This window comes from Brevundimonas sp. (genome assembly GCF_036405315.1).
In the GTDB taxonomy this organism is placed as follows: Bacteria; Pseudomonadota; Alphaproteobacteria; order Caulobacterales; family Caulobacteraceae; genus Brevundimonas.
This window is the reverse complement of record NZ_DASWXW010000059.1, coordinates 1-14,590: the sequence shown is the minus strand read 5'-3', so window position 1 is coordinate 14,590 and position 14,590 is coordinate 1. Positions and strand designations below refer to the sequence as shown.

The 14,590-nt window shown below is 67.9% G+C and carries 16 protein-coding genes and 1 pseudogene; 11 read left to right on the top strand and 6 right to left on the bottom strand.

The genetic code is table 11. The annotated features are described in order from the left end of the window. A pseudogene (locus tag VGE49_RS04170) lies at positions 1-250 on the top strand (HslU--HslV peptidase ATPase subunit); the annotation flags it as partial. 152 nt (positions 251-402) lie between these two features. Here the strand turns inward: VGE49_RS04170 and VGE49_RS04165 are convergent. Further along, positions 403-1,143, bottom strand: a complete 741-nt coding sequence (locus tag VGE49_RS04165; RefSeq protein WP_331033320.1) for an alpha/beta fold hydrolase — start codon at positions 1,141-1,143, stop codon at positions 403-405. A 79-nt stretch (positions 1,144-1,222) separates the two neighbouring features. Here VGE49_RS04165 and VGE49_RS04160 point away from each other — a divergent pair, with 79 nt between their 5' ends. The 10 genes from VGE49_RS04160 to VGE49_RS04115 all read left to right on the top strand — a co-directional run bounded on the left by VGE49_RS04160 (position 1,223) and on the right by VGE49_RS04115 (position 9,228). After that, on the top strand, positions 1,223-2,188 hold the full coding sequence (locus VGE49_RS04160; RefSeq protein WP_331033319.1) for a glycosyltransferase family 9 protein: 966 nt from the start codon (positions 1,223-1,225) through the stop codon (positions 2,186-2,188). Positions 2,189-2,314: 126 nt separating this feature from the next. Next, a complete protein-coding gene (infC, locus tag VGE49_RS04155) occupies positions 2,315-2,836 on the top strand; it encodes a translation initiation factor IF-3 (RefSeq protein ID WP_331033318.1) in 522 nt (173 codons plus the stop codon). Positions 2,837-3,047: 211 nt separating this feature from the next. Continuing rightward, on the top strand, positions 3,048-3,245 hold the full coding sequence (gene rpmI / locus VGE49_RS04150; protein WP_003166435.1) for a 50S ribosomal protein L35: 198 nt from the start codon (positions 3,048-3,050) through the stop codon (positions 3,243-3,245). A gap of 54 nt (positions 3,246-3,299) precedes the next feature. Next, positions 3,300-3,656 carry a 50S ribosomal protein L20 gene (gene rplT, locus VGE49_RS04145; RefSeq protein ID WP_331033317.1) on the top strand — a complete coding sequence of 119 codons (357 nt, stop codon included), beginning with the start codon at positions 3,300-3,302 and terminating at the stop codon, positions 3,654-3,656. A gap of 185 nt (positions 3,657-3,841) precedes the next feature. Continuing rightward, the gene (locus VGE49_RS04140) at positions 3,842-4,045 is read left to right on the top strand and encodes a dodecin family protein (protein ID WP_292085032.1); all 204 of its coding nucleotides are present in this window, start codon (positions 3,842-3,844) and stop codon (positions 4,043-4,045) included. A 58-nt stretch (positions 4,046-4,103) separates the two neighbouring features. After that, complete coding sequence (pheS, locus tag VGE49_RS04135; protein WP_331033316.1) at positions 4,104-5,180, top strand: phenylalanine--tRNA ligase subunit alpha; 1,077 nt, start codon at positions 4,104-4,106, stop codon at positions 5,178-5,180. 17 nt (positions 5,181-5,197) lie between these two features. Continuing rightward, positions 5,198-5,611: a hypothetical protein gene (locus tag VGE49_RS04130; protein WP_331033315.1), complete on the top strand. Its 414-nt coding sequence runs from the start codon at positions 5,198-5,200 to the stop codon at positions 5,609-5,611. Next, on the top strand, positions 5,608-6,009 hold the full coding sequence (locus VGE49_RS04125) for a hypothetical protein (RefSeq protein WP_331033314.1): 402 nt from the start codon (positions 5,608-5,610) through the stop codon (positions 6,007-6,009). The genes VGE49_RS04130 and VGE49_RS04125 overlap by 4 nt, the downstream gene beginning before the upstream one ends. Then, a complete protein-coding gene (pheT, locus tag VGE49_RS04120; protein ID WP_331033313.1) occupies positions 6,006-8,414 on the top strand; it encodes a phenylalanine--tRNA ligase subunit beta in 2,409 nt (802 codons plus the stop codon). The genes VGE49_RS04125 and pheT overlap by 4 nt, the downstream gene beginning before the upstream one ends. A 190-nt stretch (positions 8,415-8,604) precedes the next feature. Then, on the top strand, positions 8,605-9,228 hold the full coding sequence (locus VGE49_RS04115) for an EipA family protein (RefSeq protein ID WP_331033312.1): 624 nt from the start codon (positions 8,605-8,607) through the stop codon (positions 9,226-9,228). Positions 9,229-9,353: 125 nt separating this feature from the next. On the opposite strand, the gene VGE49_RS04110 is transcribed toward VGE49_RS04115, so the two are convergent. The 5 genes from VGE49_RS04110 to glmS all read right to left on the bottom strand — a co-directional run. Next, complete coding sequence (locus VGE49_RS04110) at positions 9,354-10,238, bottom strand: NAD(P)H-binding protein (RefSeq protein WP_331033311.1); 885 nt, start codon at positions 10,236-10,238, stop codon at positions 9,354-9,356. Positions 10,239-10,261: 23 nt separating this feature from the next. Further along, positions 10,262-11,482 (bottom strand): NAD-dependent epimerase/dehydratase family protein, encoded by a 1,221-nt coding sequence (locus VGE49_RS04105; protein WP_331033310.1) that lies wholly within the window; start codon positions 11,480-11,482, stop codon positions 10,262-10,264. A 132-nt stretch (positions 11,483-11,614) separates the two neighbouring features. Further along, positions 11,615-11,968, bottom strand: coding sequence for a UrcA family protein (locus VGE49_RS04100; protein WP_331033309.1), 354 nt, complete (start codon positions 11,966-11,968; stop codon positions 11,615-11,617). Between the two features lie 214 nt (positions 11,969-12,182). Continuing rightward, the gene (galU, locus tag VGE49_RS04095) at positions 12,183-13,061 is read right to left on the bottom strand and encodes a UTP--glucose-1-phosphate uridylyltransferase GalU (RefSeq protein ID WP_331033308.1); all 879 of its coding nucleotides are present in this window, start codon (positions 13,059-13,061) and stop codon (positions 12,183-12,185) included. 227 nt (positions 13,062-13,288) lie between these two features. Next, positions 13,289-14,590 (bottom strand): glutamine--fructose-6-phosphate transaminase (isomerizing) (glmS, locus tag VGE49_RS04090; RefSeq protein WP_331033307.1); only part of this gene is annotated, 1,302 nt, incomplete at its 5' end.

Genomic DNA, 14,590 nt, shown 5'->3' with positions numbered 1-14,590 from the left:
CGAGGGCGTGACCCTGGTCTTCACCGACGACGCGGTCGAGGCCATGGCCGACGCCGCCGTGGCCGCCAACTCGACCGTCGAGAACATCGGCGCGCGCCGGCTTCAGACCGTGTTGGAACGGGTGCTGGAAGAGACCAGCTTCAAGGCCTCGGACCTGTCGGGCCAGACCCTGACCTTCGACGGCGAGATGGTGCGTGAGAAGGTCGGCGACCTGGCCAGGAACATCGACCTGAGCCGGTTCATCCTGTGACGATCTGAGCTTCTCCTCCCCATGCAATGGGGAGGGGGCCACGCAGTGGTGGACGGGGCGGCGCAGACATCGGCCGTCGAGTCGCCCCCTCCGTCACGTCCGCTTCACGTCCGCACCACCTCCCCATGGAATGGGGAGGAAAGAAGAATGGCTCAGCCCCGCATCGCCTCCACCGCCGCGACCAGCCGCTCCAGATCGCTCGGCGTCGACAGCCGGTGGTCGCCGCCTTGGATCAGGTCCAGACATACGTCGCCGCCGCTCAGCCGCTCGACCAGTTCGACCTGATGGCGCCACGGCACCACGTCGTCGGCGCGGCCTTGCAGCACGTGGATCGGCGCGCTGATGGCGATCACCCCGTCCAGCAGCAGCCAGTCGCGCGCCTCCTCGAACATGCGACGGGTCAGGACGTAGGAGCCCAGCCCTTCCTCGGTGATGACGGTCTCGCCCTCGCGCAGGATGGCCTGACGCTCGTGGTCGGCCAGACCGGGCCACATCAGCTTTTCGGTGAAGTCCTGGGCCGGATTGACCAGCACCAGGCCCTTGATCCGTTCCGGCCGCGCCAGGGTGGCCAGCAGGGCCACCCAGCCGCCCATCGACGAGCCGACCGGGATGACGGGGCCTTCCAGATTGTCGATCAGGGCGATGGCGTCCTCGCGCCAGCGGCCGATGGTGGCCTGTCTCCAGTCGCCCGAAGACTGGCCGTGGGCGAAATGGTCGTAGCGGACGAAAGACCAGCCGCGCTCGCGCGCCGCCTGCTCAAGGGCGAGGGCCTTGGTTCCCTCCATGTCCGAACGGAAGCCGCCGATCCAGACGACCGTGGGGCCGGCGCCCTGCACCGCCTTGAAGGTCAGGGTCTCGCCGTCGGGGCGTTTCAGCGATTGGATGTCGGACATGGAAACTCCTCGGACTGTCATTCGGCGCGGAATGGCTTTAGCAGAGACGGCGTTTCTTCACAGGCCGCGAGAGCCCCGCTTGTCCGCACCCAAAGCCCTCTTCGTCAGCTCGAACCGCATCGGCGACTGCGTCATCTCCTCGGGGGTGATCCGCGAGATCGCGCGCCAGCTGCCGGGGGGGCAGATCACCGTGGCCTGCGGCCGTCCGCCCGCGCCCTTCTTCCGCTCAGCGCCCAACGTCGAGCGGGTCATCATCCTCGACAAGAAGAAGGCCGCCGGACACTGGGTCGATCTGTGGAAGCAGGTGCGCGGCACGAAGTGGGATCTGGTCGTGGACATTCGCGGTTCGGCCTTGGCCTGGCTGATCCCGGCCAAACGCCGCATCGTCTATAATCGCCGCTGGGAAACCGGCCTGCGCAAGGTCGAGATGGTGTCGCGCCTGATGGGTTCGGCAGCGCCGCTGGATCCGGAGATCTTCCTCGACGCCCAGGCCCGCGCCGAGGCCGCCGCCGTCATCGATCCTCAGCTTCAGGCAGGGCCGGGCGAAGGCCCGATCATCGCCTTGGCGCCCATCGCCCACCAGCCGGGCAAGTCCTGGCCCGCCGACCGTTGGGGTCAACTGGTCGAGAAGCTGAAGGCCGAACCCCGCTTCGACGGCTGGCGCTTCATGCCTGTCGGCGGCCCCGGCGACCGGCCGCCCGCGACCCCGGCGCTGGAGGCCGCAGGGATGCGCGCCATCGACGGCGTGGGCAAGGGCGACATCCTCTGTTCCGCCGCCCTCATCGACCGCGCGGCCCTGTTCGTGGGCAATGACTCGGGCCTGATGCATGTCTCGGCGGCCCTGGGCCGGCCGACGCTCGGCCTGTTCGGGCCGACCGAATGGTGGCTCTACGGGCCGTGGGGTCCGAAGACCCGCACCGTCGCCTCCAATGAGACGCGGGGACAGTTCGCGCCGATCGAAGACCTGACGGTCGATCACGTCTTCGAGGGGGTGCTGGCCTTGCACGAGGCCTACATCGGCGGCGCAAACCCCGACCAGCCTTGAATTACGGGGCTTCTGTCGTCATATTCCCGCCGCCGGGAACGCGCCGCTCTGTCGCGCGCTGATCCCTGCGAGATTTATCGCCTGCTCTTCTGACCACATAAGGAAACGACGCCCATTCGCCGTCCCATGCAAGCGCCGCCCGTCAAGGACGGGCCGCCCATCAACCAGGAAATCCGCGCCACCCGCGTTCTGCTGATCGATCAGAACGGCGAGAAACAGGGCGTCATGCCGCTGTCCGCCGCCCTGGAAGCCGCCGAAGAGGCCGGTCTCGATCTGGTCCAGATCGTCGGCAACGCCGAGACGCCGGTCTGCAAGATCCTGGATTACGGCAAGCATCGTTTCCAGGAGCAGAAAAAGAAGGCCGAGGCGCGCAAGCGTCAGAAGGTCGTCGAGCTCAAGGAAATCAAGCTCCGTCCGAACATCGACACCCACGACTACGACGTGAAGGCCAAGTCGATGCACCGCTTCTTCGAGGAGGGCGACAAGGTCAAGGTGACTCTGCGCTTCCGCGGTCGTGAAATGGCGCACCCGGAACTGGGCATGAAACTGCTCAACAAGGTCCAGGCCGACTTCGACGAGGTCGCCAAGGTCGAATACGCTCCGCGTATGGAAGGCCGCCAGATGATCATGATCCTGGCGCCGCGCTAAGCAGCCTTCGATCTCGATACGGTTTGACGCCCGGTTCGGACAGATGTCTGGGCCGGGCGTCTTGCTTTTGGGAGGGCGGCGCCGTACAAGCCGCGCCTTCGCGTACCGAACCGCCGGGCTAACAGGCATGCCTGGGCTGTTCGTTTCAGCTCCGCACTACGGGCTCATGTAGCTCGAAGAGCGGTAGCCCACTAAAATAGAGAGAGTGAAAATGCCGAAACTGAAGACGAAGTCTGGCGCCAAAAAGCGCTTCAAATTCACGGCCACGGGCAAGGTGAAGGCCGGCGTCGCCGGCAAGCGCCACCGTCTGATCAGCCACAACTCGAAGTACATCCGCCAAAACCGCGGCACTTCGGTCATGGCCGACGCCGACGCCAAGAAGATCAAGTCCTACATGCCGTACGCCTGATCGGCGCGCGCATCTCGATCTGATCTCCACGTAAGAATTTGAAAGGATAGCGACATGGCTCGCGTCAAACGGGGCGTAACGTCCCACGCCAAACACAAGAAGGTTCTGGGTCAAGCCAAGGGCTTCTACGGTCGCCGCAAGAATACGATCCGCGCCGCCAAGGCCGCTGTTGATCGTGCCGGCCAGTACGCCTACCGCGACCGCCGCAACAAGAAGCGTTCGTTCCGCGCCCTGTGGATCCAGCGCATCAACGCCGCGGCTCGCATCGAAGGCTTCACCTACTCGCAATTCATCCACGGCCTGGACAAGGCCGGCATCGTGCTGGACCGCAAGGTCCTGTCGACGATCGCCGCCGACGAAGCCAGCTTCAAGGCCATCGCCGACAAGGTCCGCGCCGCTCTGGCCGCCTAAGTCTCGCGATCGCGCTCAAGTCGCGCGGCTCCGCAAGCCGCACGAGAGCGCCAAAAGAGAAACAACGCCCGTTCCGCTTGCCGGGGCGGGCGTTTTTCATGGTCAAGCCTGACTTTTCGACGGATTGGGCGTTGGGTTCGGCAGCCGGTTCGACAGGCGAGCCGGCGGTTCAGGAGGCTTCGCCCATGTCCGTCGCCCGCGTCACCGAGATCACCGCATCGTCCACCGTCAGCTTCGACGACGCCGTCGCCCAGGGGATAGCCCGGGCCGACAAGACCCTGCGTCATGTCGAAGGGGCCTGGATCCAGGACCAGAAGGTCGTGGTCCGCAACGGCGAGATCGCCGAATACCGGGTCAACATGAAGGTCACTTTCGTTCTCGCGGACTAGGCCTGATCGACGCTGAAGGCTTTGCGTGACGGCCGTGTCGGGCTAGACGCTGCGGACCATGACCGATCTCGCCCAGCTAGAACTCGACCTGATCAACGCCATCGGAGCGGCGCCAAGCGTCGCCGCGATCGAGGAGGTGCGCGTCGCCGCCCTCGGCAAGACGGGGACCGTCTCGGCCCTGCTCAAGGGCATGGGCGCGCTCAGCCCCGACGAACGCCGCGAACAGGGGCCGATCATCAACGGCCTGCGCGACCGTGTGACCGCCGCCATCGCCGCCAGGAAGGCCGAGCTGGAGGCCGCCGACCTGGACGCCCGCCTGCTGGCCGAGCGGGTCGACCTGACCCTGCCCAGCCGCCCGCGCCGCAAGGGCGGGGTGCACCCGACCATGCAGGTGATGGACGAGATGATCGCCCTGTTCGCCGAGATGGGCTTCGCTGTCGCCGAAGGCCCGGACATCGAGGACGACTTCCACAACTTCACCGCCCTGAACTTCCCGCCCAAGCATCCGGCGCGGGAAATGCACGACACCTTCTTCCTCAAGCCCGACCCGGAAACGGGCGAGCGCAAGGTGCTGCGCACCCACACCAGCCCGGTGCAGGTGCGGACCATGCAAACTCAGAAGCCGCCGATCCGCATCATCGCGCCCGGCCGCACCTTCCGTAAGGATTCCGACGCCACCCACACCCCGATGTTCCATCAGATCGAAGGTCTGGTGATCGATCGCGACATTCACATGGGGCACCTGAAGACCACGCTGGAGACCTTCATCGCCCGCTTCTTCGAGCTGGACGACGTCAACGCCCGCTTCCGTCCGCACCACTTCCCCTTCACCGAACCCTCGGCCGAGATGGACATCCGCTGCGACCGCTCGGGCGGCAAGCTGACCCTGAACGAGGGCGAGGACTGGCTGGAGATCCTCGGTTGCGGCATGGTTCACCCCAATGTGCTGCGCAACTGCGGCATCGACCCGGACGAATATCAGGGCTTCGCCTTCGGCATGGGCGTCGATCGCCTGGCCATGTTGAAGTACGGCGTCTCCGACCTGCGCCCCATGTTCGAGGCCGATACGCGCTGGCTGGCGCACTATGGCTTCTCCGCCTTCGCCGCGCCCAACCCGGCCAGCGGCCTCAGCTGATTTCCGAGAGTTTTGACATGACCGACCAGACCCCGATGGCCGCTGAGGAAAAATTCGGCCGCGAATTGGTGGCTCGCACGACCTTCGAAAAGGAAGCCGTCTGGCTGCCCTCCTTGTCGGTGCACCATATGAACGCCGGCCAGACCGTCATCGACGGCAAGACCTTCACCGAATGCCTGATCGAAGGTCCGGCGGTGATGGCCGTGATGAACGGCACCAGCTTCGACAGCTGCAACCTGGGCGTGGCCGAGAACCCGCGCACCCTTCTGCTCGATCCGCGCGGCGACATGATCGCCGGCGCCGTCGGCATGGCGAACTGCCGCTTCGTGCGCTGCCGCTTCGTCCAGGTCGGCTTCACCGGCTCGCCGGCGCTCCTGGACGGCATTGAACAGGATCTTCTCAGCGCCCGTAAAGAAGCGACCCCGGCATGACCGACGTGACCAGTACCGCCGCCATCACGCTTGAGCCGCTCGGCGCAGGCCCCGCCTATACGAACGTCAACGTCTGGCTGCCGCAGCTGTTTCTCGAAACGGCGCGCGCCGGCTCGCAGATGATCGAGAATCGTCGCTTCGAAGGCTGCCTGATCGAAGGCCCCGCCGTGATCCTGCCGGTCGAGGGCTGCTCGTTCGACGGCTGCGACATGGGTGTCTCCAACGGCGATCCGCGCAATCTGATGCTGTCCCCGGTCGGGCCGCGGCAGGTCGTGGGCGTCGTGCCGTTCAAGAACTGCCAGTTCGTCAACTGCCGCTTCCTCGGCGTCGGCTTCACCGGCGCTGCCGGCTTCCTCGACAACATGGTCCAGGCCCTCGGCGGCGGAGCCGCCCAATGAAGTTCACCCTTTCCTGGCTGAAGGAACACCTCGACACGACCGCCGAGGTCGAACAGGTCGCCGCCGCCATGACCATGGCCGGCCTGGAGGTCGAGGAGGTCCAAGACCCCATCGCCGCCTTGGCCCCCTTCACCGTGGCCAAGATCGTCTCGACCGAACGCCACCCCAACGCCGACCGGCTGCAGGTCTGTCAGGTGGACACCGTGGACGGCCGCAAGGAGATCGTTTGCGGCGCCCCGAACGCGCGGGCGGGCCTGACCACCATCTACGCCCCCATCGGCGCCTATGTGCCCGGCCTGGGCGTGACCCTGGTCGAGAAGCCGGTGCGCGGCGTGGTCTCCCACGGCATGCTCTGCTCGGGCGCAGAGCTGGAGCTGGCCGACGACAGCGACGGCATTCTGGAGCTGAGCGACGACCTGCAGGTCGGCCAGCCCGCCGCCGGGGTCTTCGGCGCCGAGCCGGTGATCGACTTCGAGGTGACGCCGAATCGGCCCGACTGGCTGGGCGTGGCGGGCATCGCCCGCGACCTGGCCGCCACGGGTCTGGGCCGACTGACGACGCCGGAGATCACGCCGGTCGCGGGCGGCTTCGCCTCGCCGATCTCGGTGCGGATCGATAACGCCGATCTGTGCCCGGTCTTCGCCGGCCGGGTGATCCGCGGCGTGCAGAACGGGCCGTCGCCAGACTGGCTGCAGCACCGCCTGACGGCCGTCGGCCTGCGCTCGATCAACCGTCTGGTCGATATCACCAACCTGATCTCCTACGACCGCGCTCGGCCGCTTCACGTCTATGACCTGGCCAAGCTGTCGGGCCATCAGATTGTCGTGCGCGGCGGTCTGGTCGCCAAGGACACGGGCGAACACGAGCACCTGATCGCCCTGGACGGCAAGACCTACGCCGTCTCGCCCGCCGACTGCGTCATCGCCGACGCCGACGGCGAGCGCCCCATCGGTCTGGGCGGCGTCATGGGCGGCGAAAGCACCGGCTGCTCGGACGAAACGGTCGACGTCTTCGTCGAGAGCGCCTGGTTCGACCCCCTGGCCATCGCCCAGACGGGCCGTTCGCTGGGCATCAGCTCGGACGCTCAGTACCGTTTCGCGCGCGGCGTGGACACGGCCTCGGTCGTGCCGGGCCTGGAGCTGGCGACCCAGCTGATCCTCGACCTGTGCGGCGGCGAGCCGTCCGAGATCACGGTCGCGGGCCAGGCTCCGGCCGCCCCCGAGGGCTTCGCCTTCGATCCCGCCTATGTGAAGCGCCTGTCGGGTCTGAGCCTGACCGATGACCGCATCTTCGAGATTCTGACCGCCCTAGGCTTCACCGTCATGCGCGGTTCGCCCTGGACCGTGGTGCCGCCGTCGTGGCGTCGCGACGTCGAGGGGCCGGCCGATCTGGTCGAGGAGGTGGCGCGCATCGAGGGCTTCCACGCCCTGCCGCACACGCCCCTGCCCAAAGTCACCCGCGCCCCCGGCGGCGTGCTGAACCCGCGTCAGGCCCGCGTCCGCACGGCCCGTCGCGCCCTGGCGGCTCTGGGCTACGCCGAGGCCGTGACCTGGTCTTTCACCAAGCAGTCGACGGCCGTCCTGTTCGGCGGCGGCGATGAGCGGCTGGTGCTGGAAAACCCCATCGCGGCGGACCTCGACTGCATGCGGCCGTCGATCCTGCCCAACCTGATCCAGGCGGCGGCGCGCAACGCCGCGCGCGGCCACGCCGACGCGGCCCTGTTCGAGATCGGCCCGATCTATCTGAACGACCAGCCGACCGGCCAGCGCACGGCCATCGCCGGCCTGGTCGCGCCCCACCCCGACCGTCACTGGGGCGGCGCGGGCGAGGACGCCCTGTTCGACCTCAAAGCCGACCTGTTCGCCCTGCTGGAGGAGATCGGCGCGCCGGTCGCCTCGCTGCAGCTGGCCCAAGGCTTCAACCAGGACTGGTGGCACCCCGGCCGTTCGGCGCGGCTGCAACTGGGGCCCAAGAACGTCATCGTCGAGTTCGGCGCCCTTCACCCGCGCGTGCTCAAGGCCTTGGACGCCGACGCTCCCATGCTGGCCTTCGAGATCATCCTCGACGCCGTGCCGGAGCCGCGCGGCAAGTCGGGCAAGGCGCGCGGCGCGGCGGACCTGCCGAACCTGATGCCGCTGAGCCGCGACTTCGCCTTCCTGCTGGACGAGGCCAAGGCCGTGGGCGACCTGACCCGCGCCGTGGCCGGCGCCGACAAGGCCCTGATCGCCGAGGTGCGCGTCTTCGACGTCTATCGCGGCCAGGGCGTGCCCGAGGGCCAGAAGTCGGTCGCTCTGGAAGTCGAGATCCAGCCGCGCGCCGCCACCCTGACCGAAGCCGAGATCGAAGCCCTGACGGCCAAGATCGTCGCCGCCGCGGCCAAGGCCAGCGCGGTCCTGCGGAGCTGATGTGCGGGGCCTGTTTGGTCAGCAGGGGCTCAACCGCCCCTGCTGACGAAGCCTTGATCGGCTGGAACCGGACGGATCACGCTCCAGCAAGGATCGGTTAACCTTACAGCCCCAAGGCTGCCGCAAAAGACACGGACGGTGGGCCAAGCCCGCGACGATGGGCGCCCCGTCCCCTGTCAGGAGCCTTGACATGCATCGCCGCCAAATGATCCGCACCAGCCTCGGTCTCGCCGCCGCCGGCGCCCTGCCCGTGGGCCTCGGCGCTTGCGCGAGCACGCGCCAGCCGACCGACCCCAACTATCCGATCGCTTCAGACCAGACGGCCCAGGCCTATACCTTCGAGGAATTGGTCGCCGCCGGCTCGCGTGAGATGGGCATCGCCGCCGAGGCCATGGGTTCGGCCATCGAGCGCATCTTCGCCGAACAGGGCGACCGTCCGACCGCCTATATCGCCGGCGAGGAAGCCGCTGGCGCCGCCGCCATCGGCGTCCGCTATGGCCGCGGCGCCCTGCACATGAAGGACCTGTCGGCCTCGCAGGAAGTCTTCTGGCAGGGCATCTCGATCGGCTGGGACGTGGGCGGCAACGCCAGCCGGGTCTTCACCCTGGTCTACGGCCTCTATCACCCTGACATGCTCTATCGCCGCTATCCCGGCGTCGAGGGCTCAGCCTACTTGGTCGCCGGCCTGGGCGTGAACTATCAGCGCGCCGACGGCATCGTCCTGGCCCCCATCCGCACCGGCGTCGGCCTGCGCCTGGGCGCCAATGTCGGCACCATGAGCTACAGCCGCCAGCGGAATATTCTTCCCTTCTAAAGAAAGAAGGGCGCTACCGCTCGCCGCGCGGCGGCGGACTGCTTGAGCGCAGATGGGCGCGCGAAGCGCCAGGCCGCGTCGGGTCGAGAAGGCGGAGCCTTCTGACCGCGGCCCACCAAGGCTGCTCATCCGCCCTGGCGGATGAGCGCCTCCAACCCCTCGCGCCAGTTGCGATACTTCGGCCGCCAGCCCAGCTCGGCCTTGGCGCGGGCGTTCGAGAGGCGTTTATTGTCGTTGTAGAAGCGGCGCATGGCGTCCGACACGGACGGGTCGTCCAGCGACACCTCGGGCGGCAGGGGCAGGCCCAGGCGCGCAGCGGCTCCCGCCATGACAACGTCCGCCGGCGCCGGTTCATCGTCGGCCAGGGTGTAGGCGCGGCCCGGATGCGGGCGAGCCATGGAGGCGAAGAAGCCGGCCACGGCGTCCTCGACATGGATGCGGTTAAAGACCTGGCCGGGCTTCTTCACCAGCCGGGCCGTGCCGTCGCGCAGGCGGTCCAGCGGCGACCGACCGGGACCGTAGATGGCGGGCAGGCGGAAGATCTGCACCGTCAGCCCCATGCCGCGTCCGGCGTCCAGCCAGTCCTGTTCGGCCCGCACGCGACGTGCGCCCTCCAGGCTGGCGGCGTTCAGTTCGTCGTCCTCGAAGGCCCAGCCGCCCGCCCGGTCGCCATAGACCGCGGTCGAGGAGACGTAACCGATCCAGTCCGGATAGGCGCCCGAGGCCGTCAACGCCGGAATCAGGGTCTTCAGGCCGGGGCAGCCGGCGCCGTCTGGCGCGGCGGTGATCAGGATGGCCGAGGCGCCGGCCACGGCGGCCTGCAAGGCCTGGTCGTCGGCGGGATCGACCGCGACGGCGCCCGCCGCGGTCAGTTCCGCGCGCCGAGCCGGATCGCGCGAGGTGGCGAAGGCGCGGCCGCCTCGACGCAAGGCCTCGCGCGCCGCCTCAAGCCCCAGGTAGCCGCCGCCGAAGACCAGAAGCGAAGGCGAGGCGGCGGCAGGCTGAGTCATGGCGGTCCGGTCAGGCGGCGCGTTCAAGCGGTCTTGGCGGCGGGCGGAGCCTCCGCCCCCTGTGACTGCAGCGCTTGGGCGCGCTTGCCGTTCCAACTGGAGACGCACGGGATCTTGGCGCGGTCGGCGCGGTCGGCGTAGCGGCGGGCGATGTCGGTGACGTCGGCCATCAGGCCCTCGGCCAGGGTGATGGGTTTCAGGCCCAGGTCGCGGAACTGGTCGTTGGCGACGACCAGTTCGTTCTCGTCGGCCTCCAGGCGCGGGTTGGGCACGTTATGAACCTCGGCGCCGGTCATGTCGGCCACCATCCGGGCCAGGTCGCGGACGCGGCGGCTCTCGGTCATCTGGTTGAGGATCTTGACCCGGTCGCCTGACTTCGGCGGGTTGTTCAGCGCCAGCTCGACGCAGCGCACCGTGTCCTGGATGTGGATGAAGGCCCGCGTCTGGCCGCCCGAACCGTGCACCGTCAGCGGATAGCCAAGCGCGCCTTGCATCAGGAAGCGGTTGAGCACCGTGCCGTAGTCGCCGTCATAGTCGAAGCGGTTGATCAGGCGCTCGTCCTGACGGGTCTCCTCGGTCTGGGCCCCCCAGACGATGCCCTGGTGCAGGTCGGTGATCCGCAGGCCGTCGTTCTTGGCGTAGAATTGGAACAGCAGGGCGTCCTGGGTCTTGGTCATGTGGTAGATGCTGCCGGGGTTCGGCGGGAACAGGATCTCCTGTTCGGAGGGGCCGAAGTCGGTGTCGACCGTCACCTTCAGATAGCCCTCGGGGATGCGCAGGCCCGCCGTGGTGTAGCCATAGACCCCCATGGTCCCCAGGTGGGCCAGGTGCACGTCCCGCCCGCTCTCGACGATGGCCGCCAGCAGGTGGTTGGTGGCGTTCAGATTGTTGTCGACGGTGTAGAGCTTGTGCCGCGCCGACTTCATCGAATAGGGGGCCGCCCGCTGCTCGGCGAAATGGACGACGCTGTCGGGCGCCCAGTCCCGGATCAGGGCGACCAGGCGGTCGAACTCCTTGCCGACCGTCAGATTGACGAAGTCGATGGTCCGCCCTGAAACCTCGCGCCACGCCTTGATGCGCTCGCCCATGGTGCGGATGGGGGTCAGGGACTGGATCTCCAGCTCATTATCGATGTTACGGCGGCTCAGGTTGTCGACGATCAGCACGTCCCAGCCCCGCGCCGACAGGTGCAGGGCCGTGGGCCAGCCGCAGAAGCCGTCGCCGCCCAAGATCATCACGCGCATCGGTCGACCCTTGTGTCGTCTCTGTCTCCTTCCTGCCTAGCCGATGGCGAGGGCGGGCGAAAGCATGACGCGCATGCGTCGTCATGGGCGGCGAGACGCGCGCTCCGCGACTGCGGGAGCGCGCGACCGCCTCTAGGGCCGGGCCTGCGAGCCCAGGGCCGCCAGCGTGATCGTGCGGTTCTCCGCGGATCGGGCCGAGCGGTGGACGGCGACCTGAGCCCAACCGTCCGCCACGGCGTCCTTGATGCACGCGTGGCGGACCAGATAATGGGTCATGACCAGATTGGCGTCGCTGCAGGTGCGCCGCGCGGCCACTCTGAGACGATGCTCCAGAATCCTGGACCCTGTCGGCTGGTTCAGGTCGAGGTCGGCGTAGGAAACGATGACGACTTCGGCGTCTCTGGCGGGCCGTGTGGCTTGCGGCTGGGCGCCGCTGGGGGTGGCGATGGCGAGCAGCAAGGCTGCTCCTATGATCGTCGATTGCATCTTGCGATCTCCTGATCGCCCTTCCGCTGCGCTTGTCCCTCCTCAAAAGGCCAGCGACCGACTGATGCCTGACAACAGACCAGCGCGGTCTTTGTTCTGAATGAATGCCGTCGGAACTTCACAAGCGCGTTCCTGACTCGGCTTGAGCCCGGCGAGCGCGGGGTTCGACGCCTCGGCGAAGGACCGGGGCCGTCGCCGTCGACGTTCTTGAGGCTCAGAGCAGGGCGGTGATCGCCGCGCGGGTCGCCTCGCCCAGATCAGGGCGTTTCAGGGCCAGGGCGACGTTGGCGCGCAGCAGGCCGATCTTGTCGCCGCAGTCGTGGGTGACGCCCTCGTACTCATAGGCGGTGAAGGTCTGGGTTTTCATCAGCCGGTCCATGGCGTCGGTCAGCTGGATCTCGCCGCCGGCGCCGCTTTCCTGGGTCTCCAGCAGGTCGAAGATTTCCGGTTGCAGGATGTAGCGGCCCGAGATCGACATGTTGGACGGGGCCGTGCCCTGTTTCGGCTTTTCGACCATGCCCTTCATGGCCAGGCGGCGGCCGTCACGGTCGGACGGATCGACGATGCCGTATTTGTGGGTCTCCGACTCGGGCACGGCCTCCACGCCGATGACGTTGCCGCCGACCTCGGCGTAGAGGTCCGCCAGTTGCTTCAAGGCGCCGGGCCGAGAATCGACGATGACGTCAGGCAGGATGACGGCGAAGGGTTCATGGCCGATGATGTCGCGGGCGCACCAGACGGCGTGGCCCAGACCCTTGGGCTGCATCTGGCGGGTGAAGCTCATCTCGCCGGCCGTGGCCAGTTCGGCGTTCATGGCCGCCAGGATCTCGGTCTTGCCCTTGGCCGCCAGCTGGGCCTCCAGCTCGATCTGGTGGTCGAAATAGTCCTCGATGGCCTGTTTGGCGCGACCGGTGACGAAGACGATGTGCTCGATCCCCGCCTCGCGCGCCTCTTCGACGATGTAGGAGAGGATCGGCCGGTCGACGACGTTCAGCAGCTCCTTCGGCGTGGTCTTGGTGCCGGGCAACACGCGGGTGCCGAGGCCGGCCACGGGAAGGACCGCCTTGCGAAGGCGGGCGGGGGAAGTCGTCATCGGTCGTCCTGAGCAGCCGTTAGCCGGCTTTCATAGGCGGAAAACGTGACGGTTCCAAACGGGAGGGCGTACGGCGGGTCGCTTCTTTTCCTCCCCATGCAATGGAAAGGGGACCACGAAGTGGTGGAGGGGGCGGCGCGCCCGGCTGACGTGGAGTCGCCCCCTCCGTCACGGCCTCTACGCGTCCGCGCCACCTCCCCATCGCTGCGTGACAGGGAGGAAAGAGGCTATTCCACCGTCACCGACTTGGCCAGGTTGCGCGGCTGGTCGACGTCCGTGCCTTTCTGGACGGCGGTGTAATAGGCCAGCAGCTGCACCGGCACGGCGTAGACCAGGGGCGCGATCAACGGGTGGCAGTCGGGGGCGTCGACGCGGCGGATGCCGGCGCCGTGCGGGGCGGGGGCCGCCGCCGGGGCGATCATGACCACCGGGCCGCCGCGCGCGGCGACCTCCTGCAGGTTGGAGGCGGTCTTCTCATAGACCTCGTCCAGCGGGGCCAGGGCGATGATGGGGGTCTTCTCGTCCACCAGGGCGATGGGGCCGTGCTTCAACTCGCCGGCGGCGTAGCCTTCGGCGTGGATGTAGCTGATCTCCTTCAGCTTCAGCGCGCCCTCCATGGCCAGGGGGAACATGGCGCCCCGGCCCAGGAACAGGACGTCGGTCGCCTTGGCCAGGTCGTGGGCGATGGCGCGGATCTGGCCGTCCATCTGCAGGGCCTCGGCGATCAGGCGCGGGGCTTCGAACAGGGCCTTGACCAGTTCGGCCTCGCGCGTCGCGTCGATCTTGCCGCGCGCCACGCCGGCGGCGACGGCGAGGGCCAGCAGGGCCGAGACCTGGGCGGTGAAGGCCTTGGTCGAGGCGACGCCGATCTCCGGCCCGGCGTGGGTCGGCCACAGGACCTCGGCCTCGCGCGCCATGGACGAGGTGTGGACGTTGACGATCGCGGCGGTCTTCAGCCCCTGCGCCTTGCACCAGGTCAGGCTGGCCAGGGTGTCGGCGGTCTCGCCCGACTGGCTGACGGCCACGGCGACCGTGCCGGGCGTCAGGGCCGGGGAGCGGTAGCGGAACTCCGAGGCGATCTCGACGTCGCAGGGCAGGCCGGCATATTTCTCGAAGGCGTATTTGCCGATCTGACCGGCGTAGAAGGCGGTGCCGCAGGCGATGATCTGGATGCGGTCGACGGCGGCGAAATCGATCGCCTGCTTTTTGGCCGTGCCCGTCACCAGGTCGAGGTATTCCGACAGGGTGTGCTGGACGCTGTCGGGCTGCTCGTGGACTTCCTTCTCCATGAAGTGGCGATAGGCGCCCTTCTCGACCATAGCCGAGGAGGCCGAGACCTGAACCACGGGGCGGTCGGCCGGACGGCCCGAGGCGTCGAACATGCGCGCGCCTGAACGGGTCATGGCGACGTAGTCGCCTTCCTCAAGGTAGGAGATCTTCTGGGTGAAGGGACCGACGGCCAGGGCGTCCGAGCCCAGATACATCTCGCCCTCGCCCCAGCCGACGACCAGGGGGCTGCCGCGCCGGGC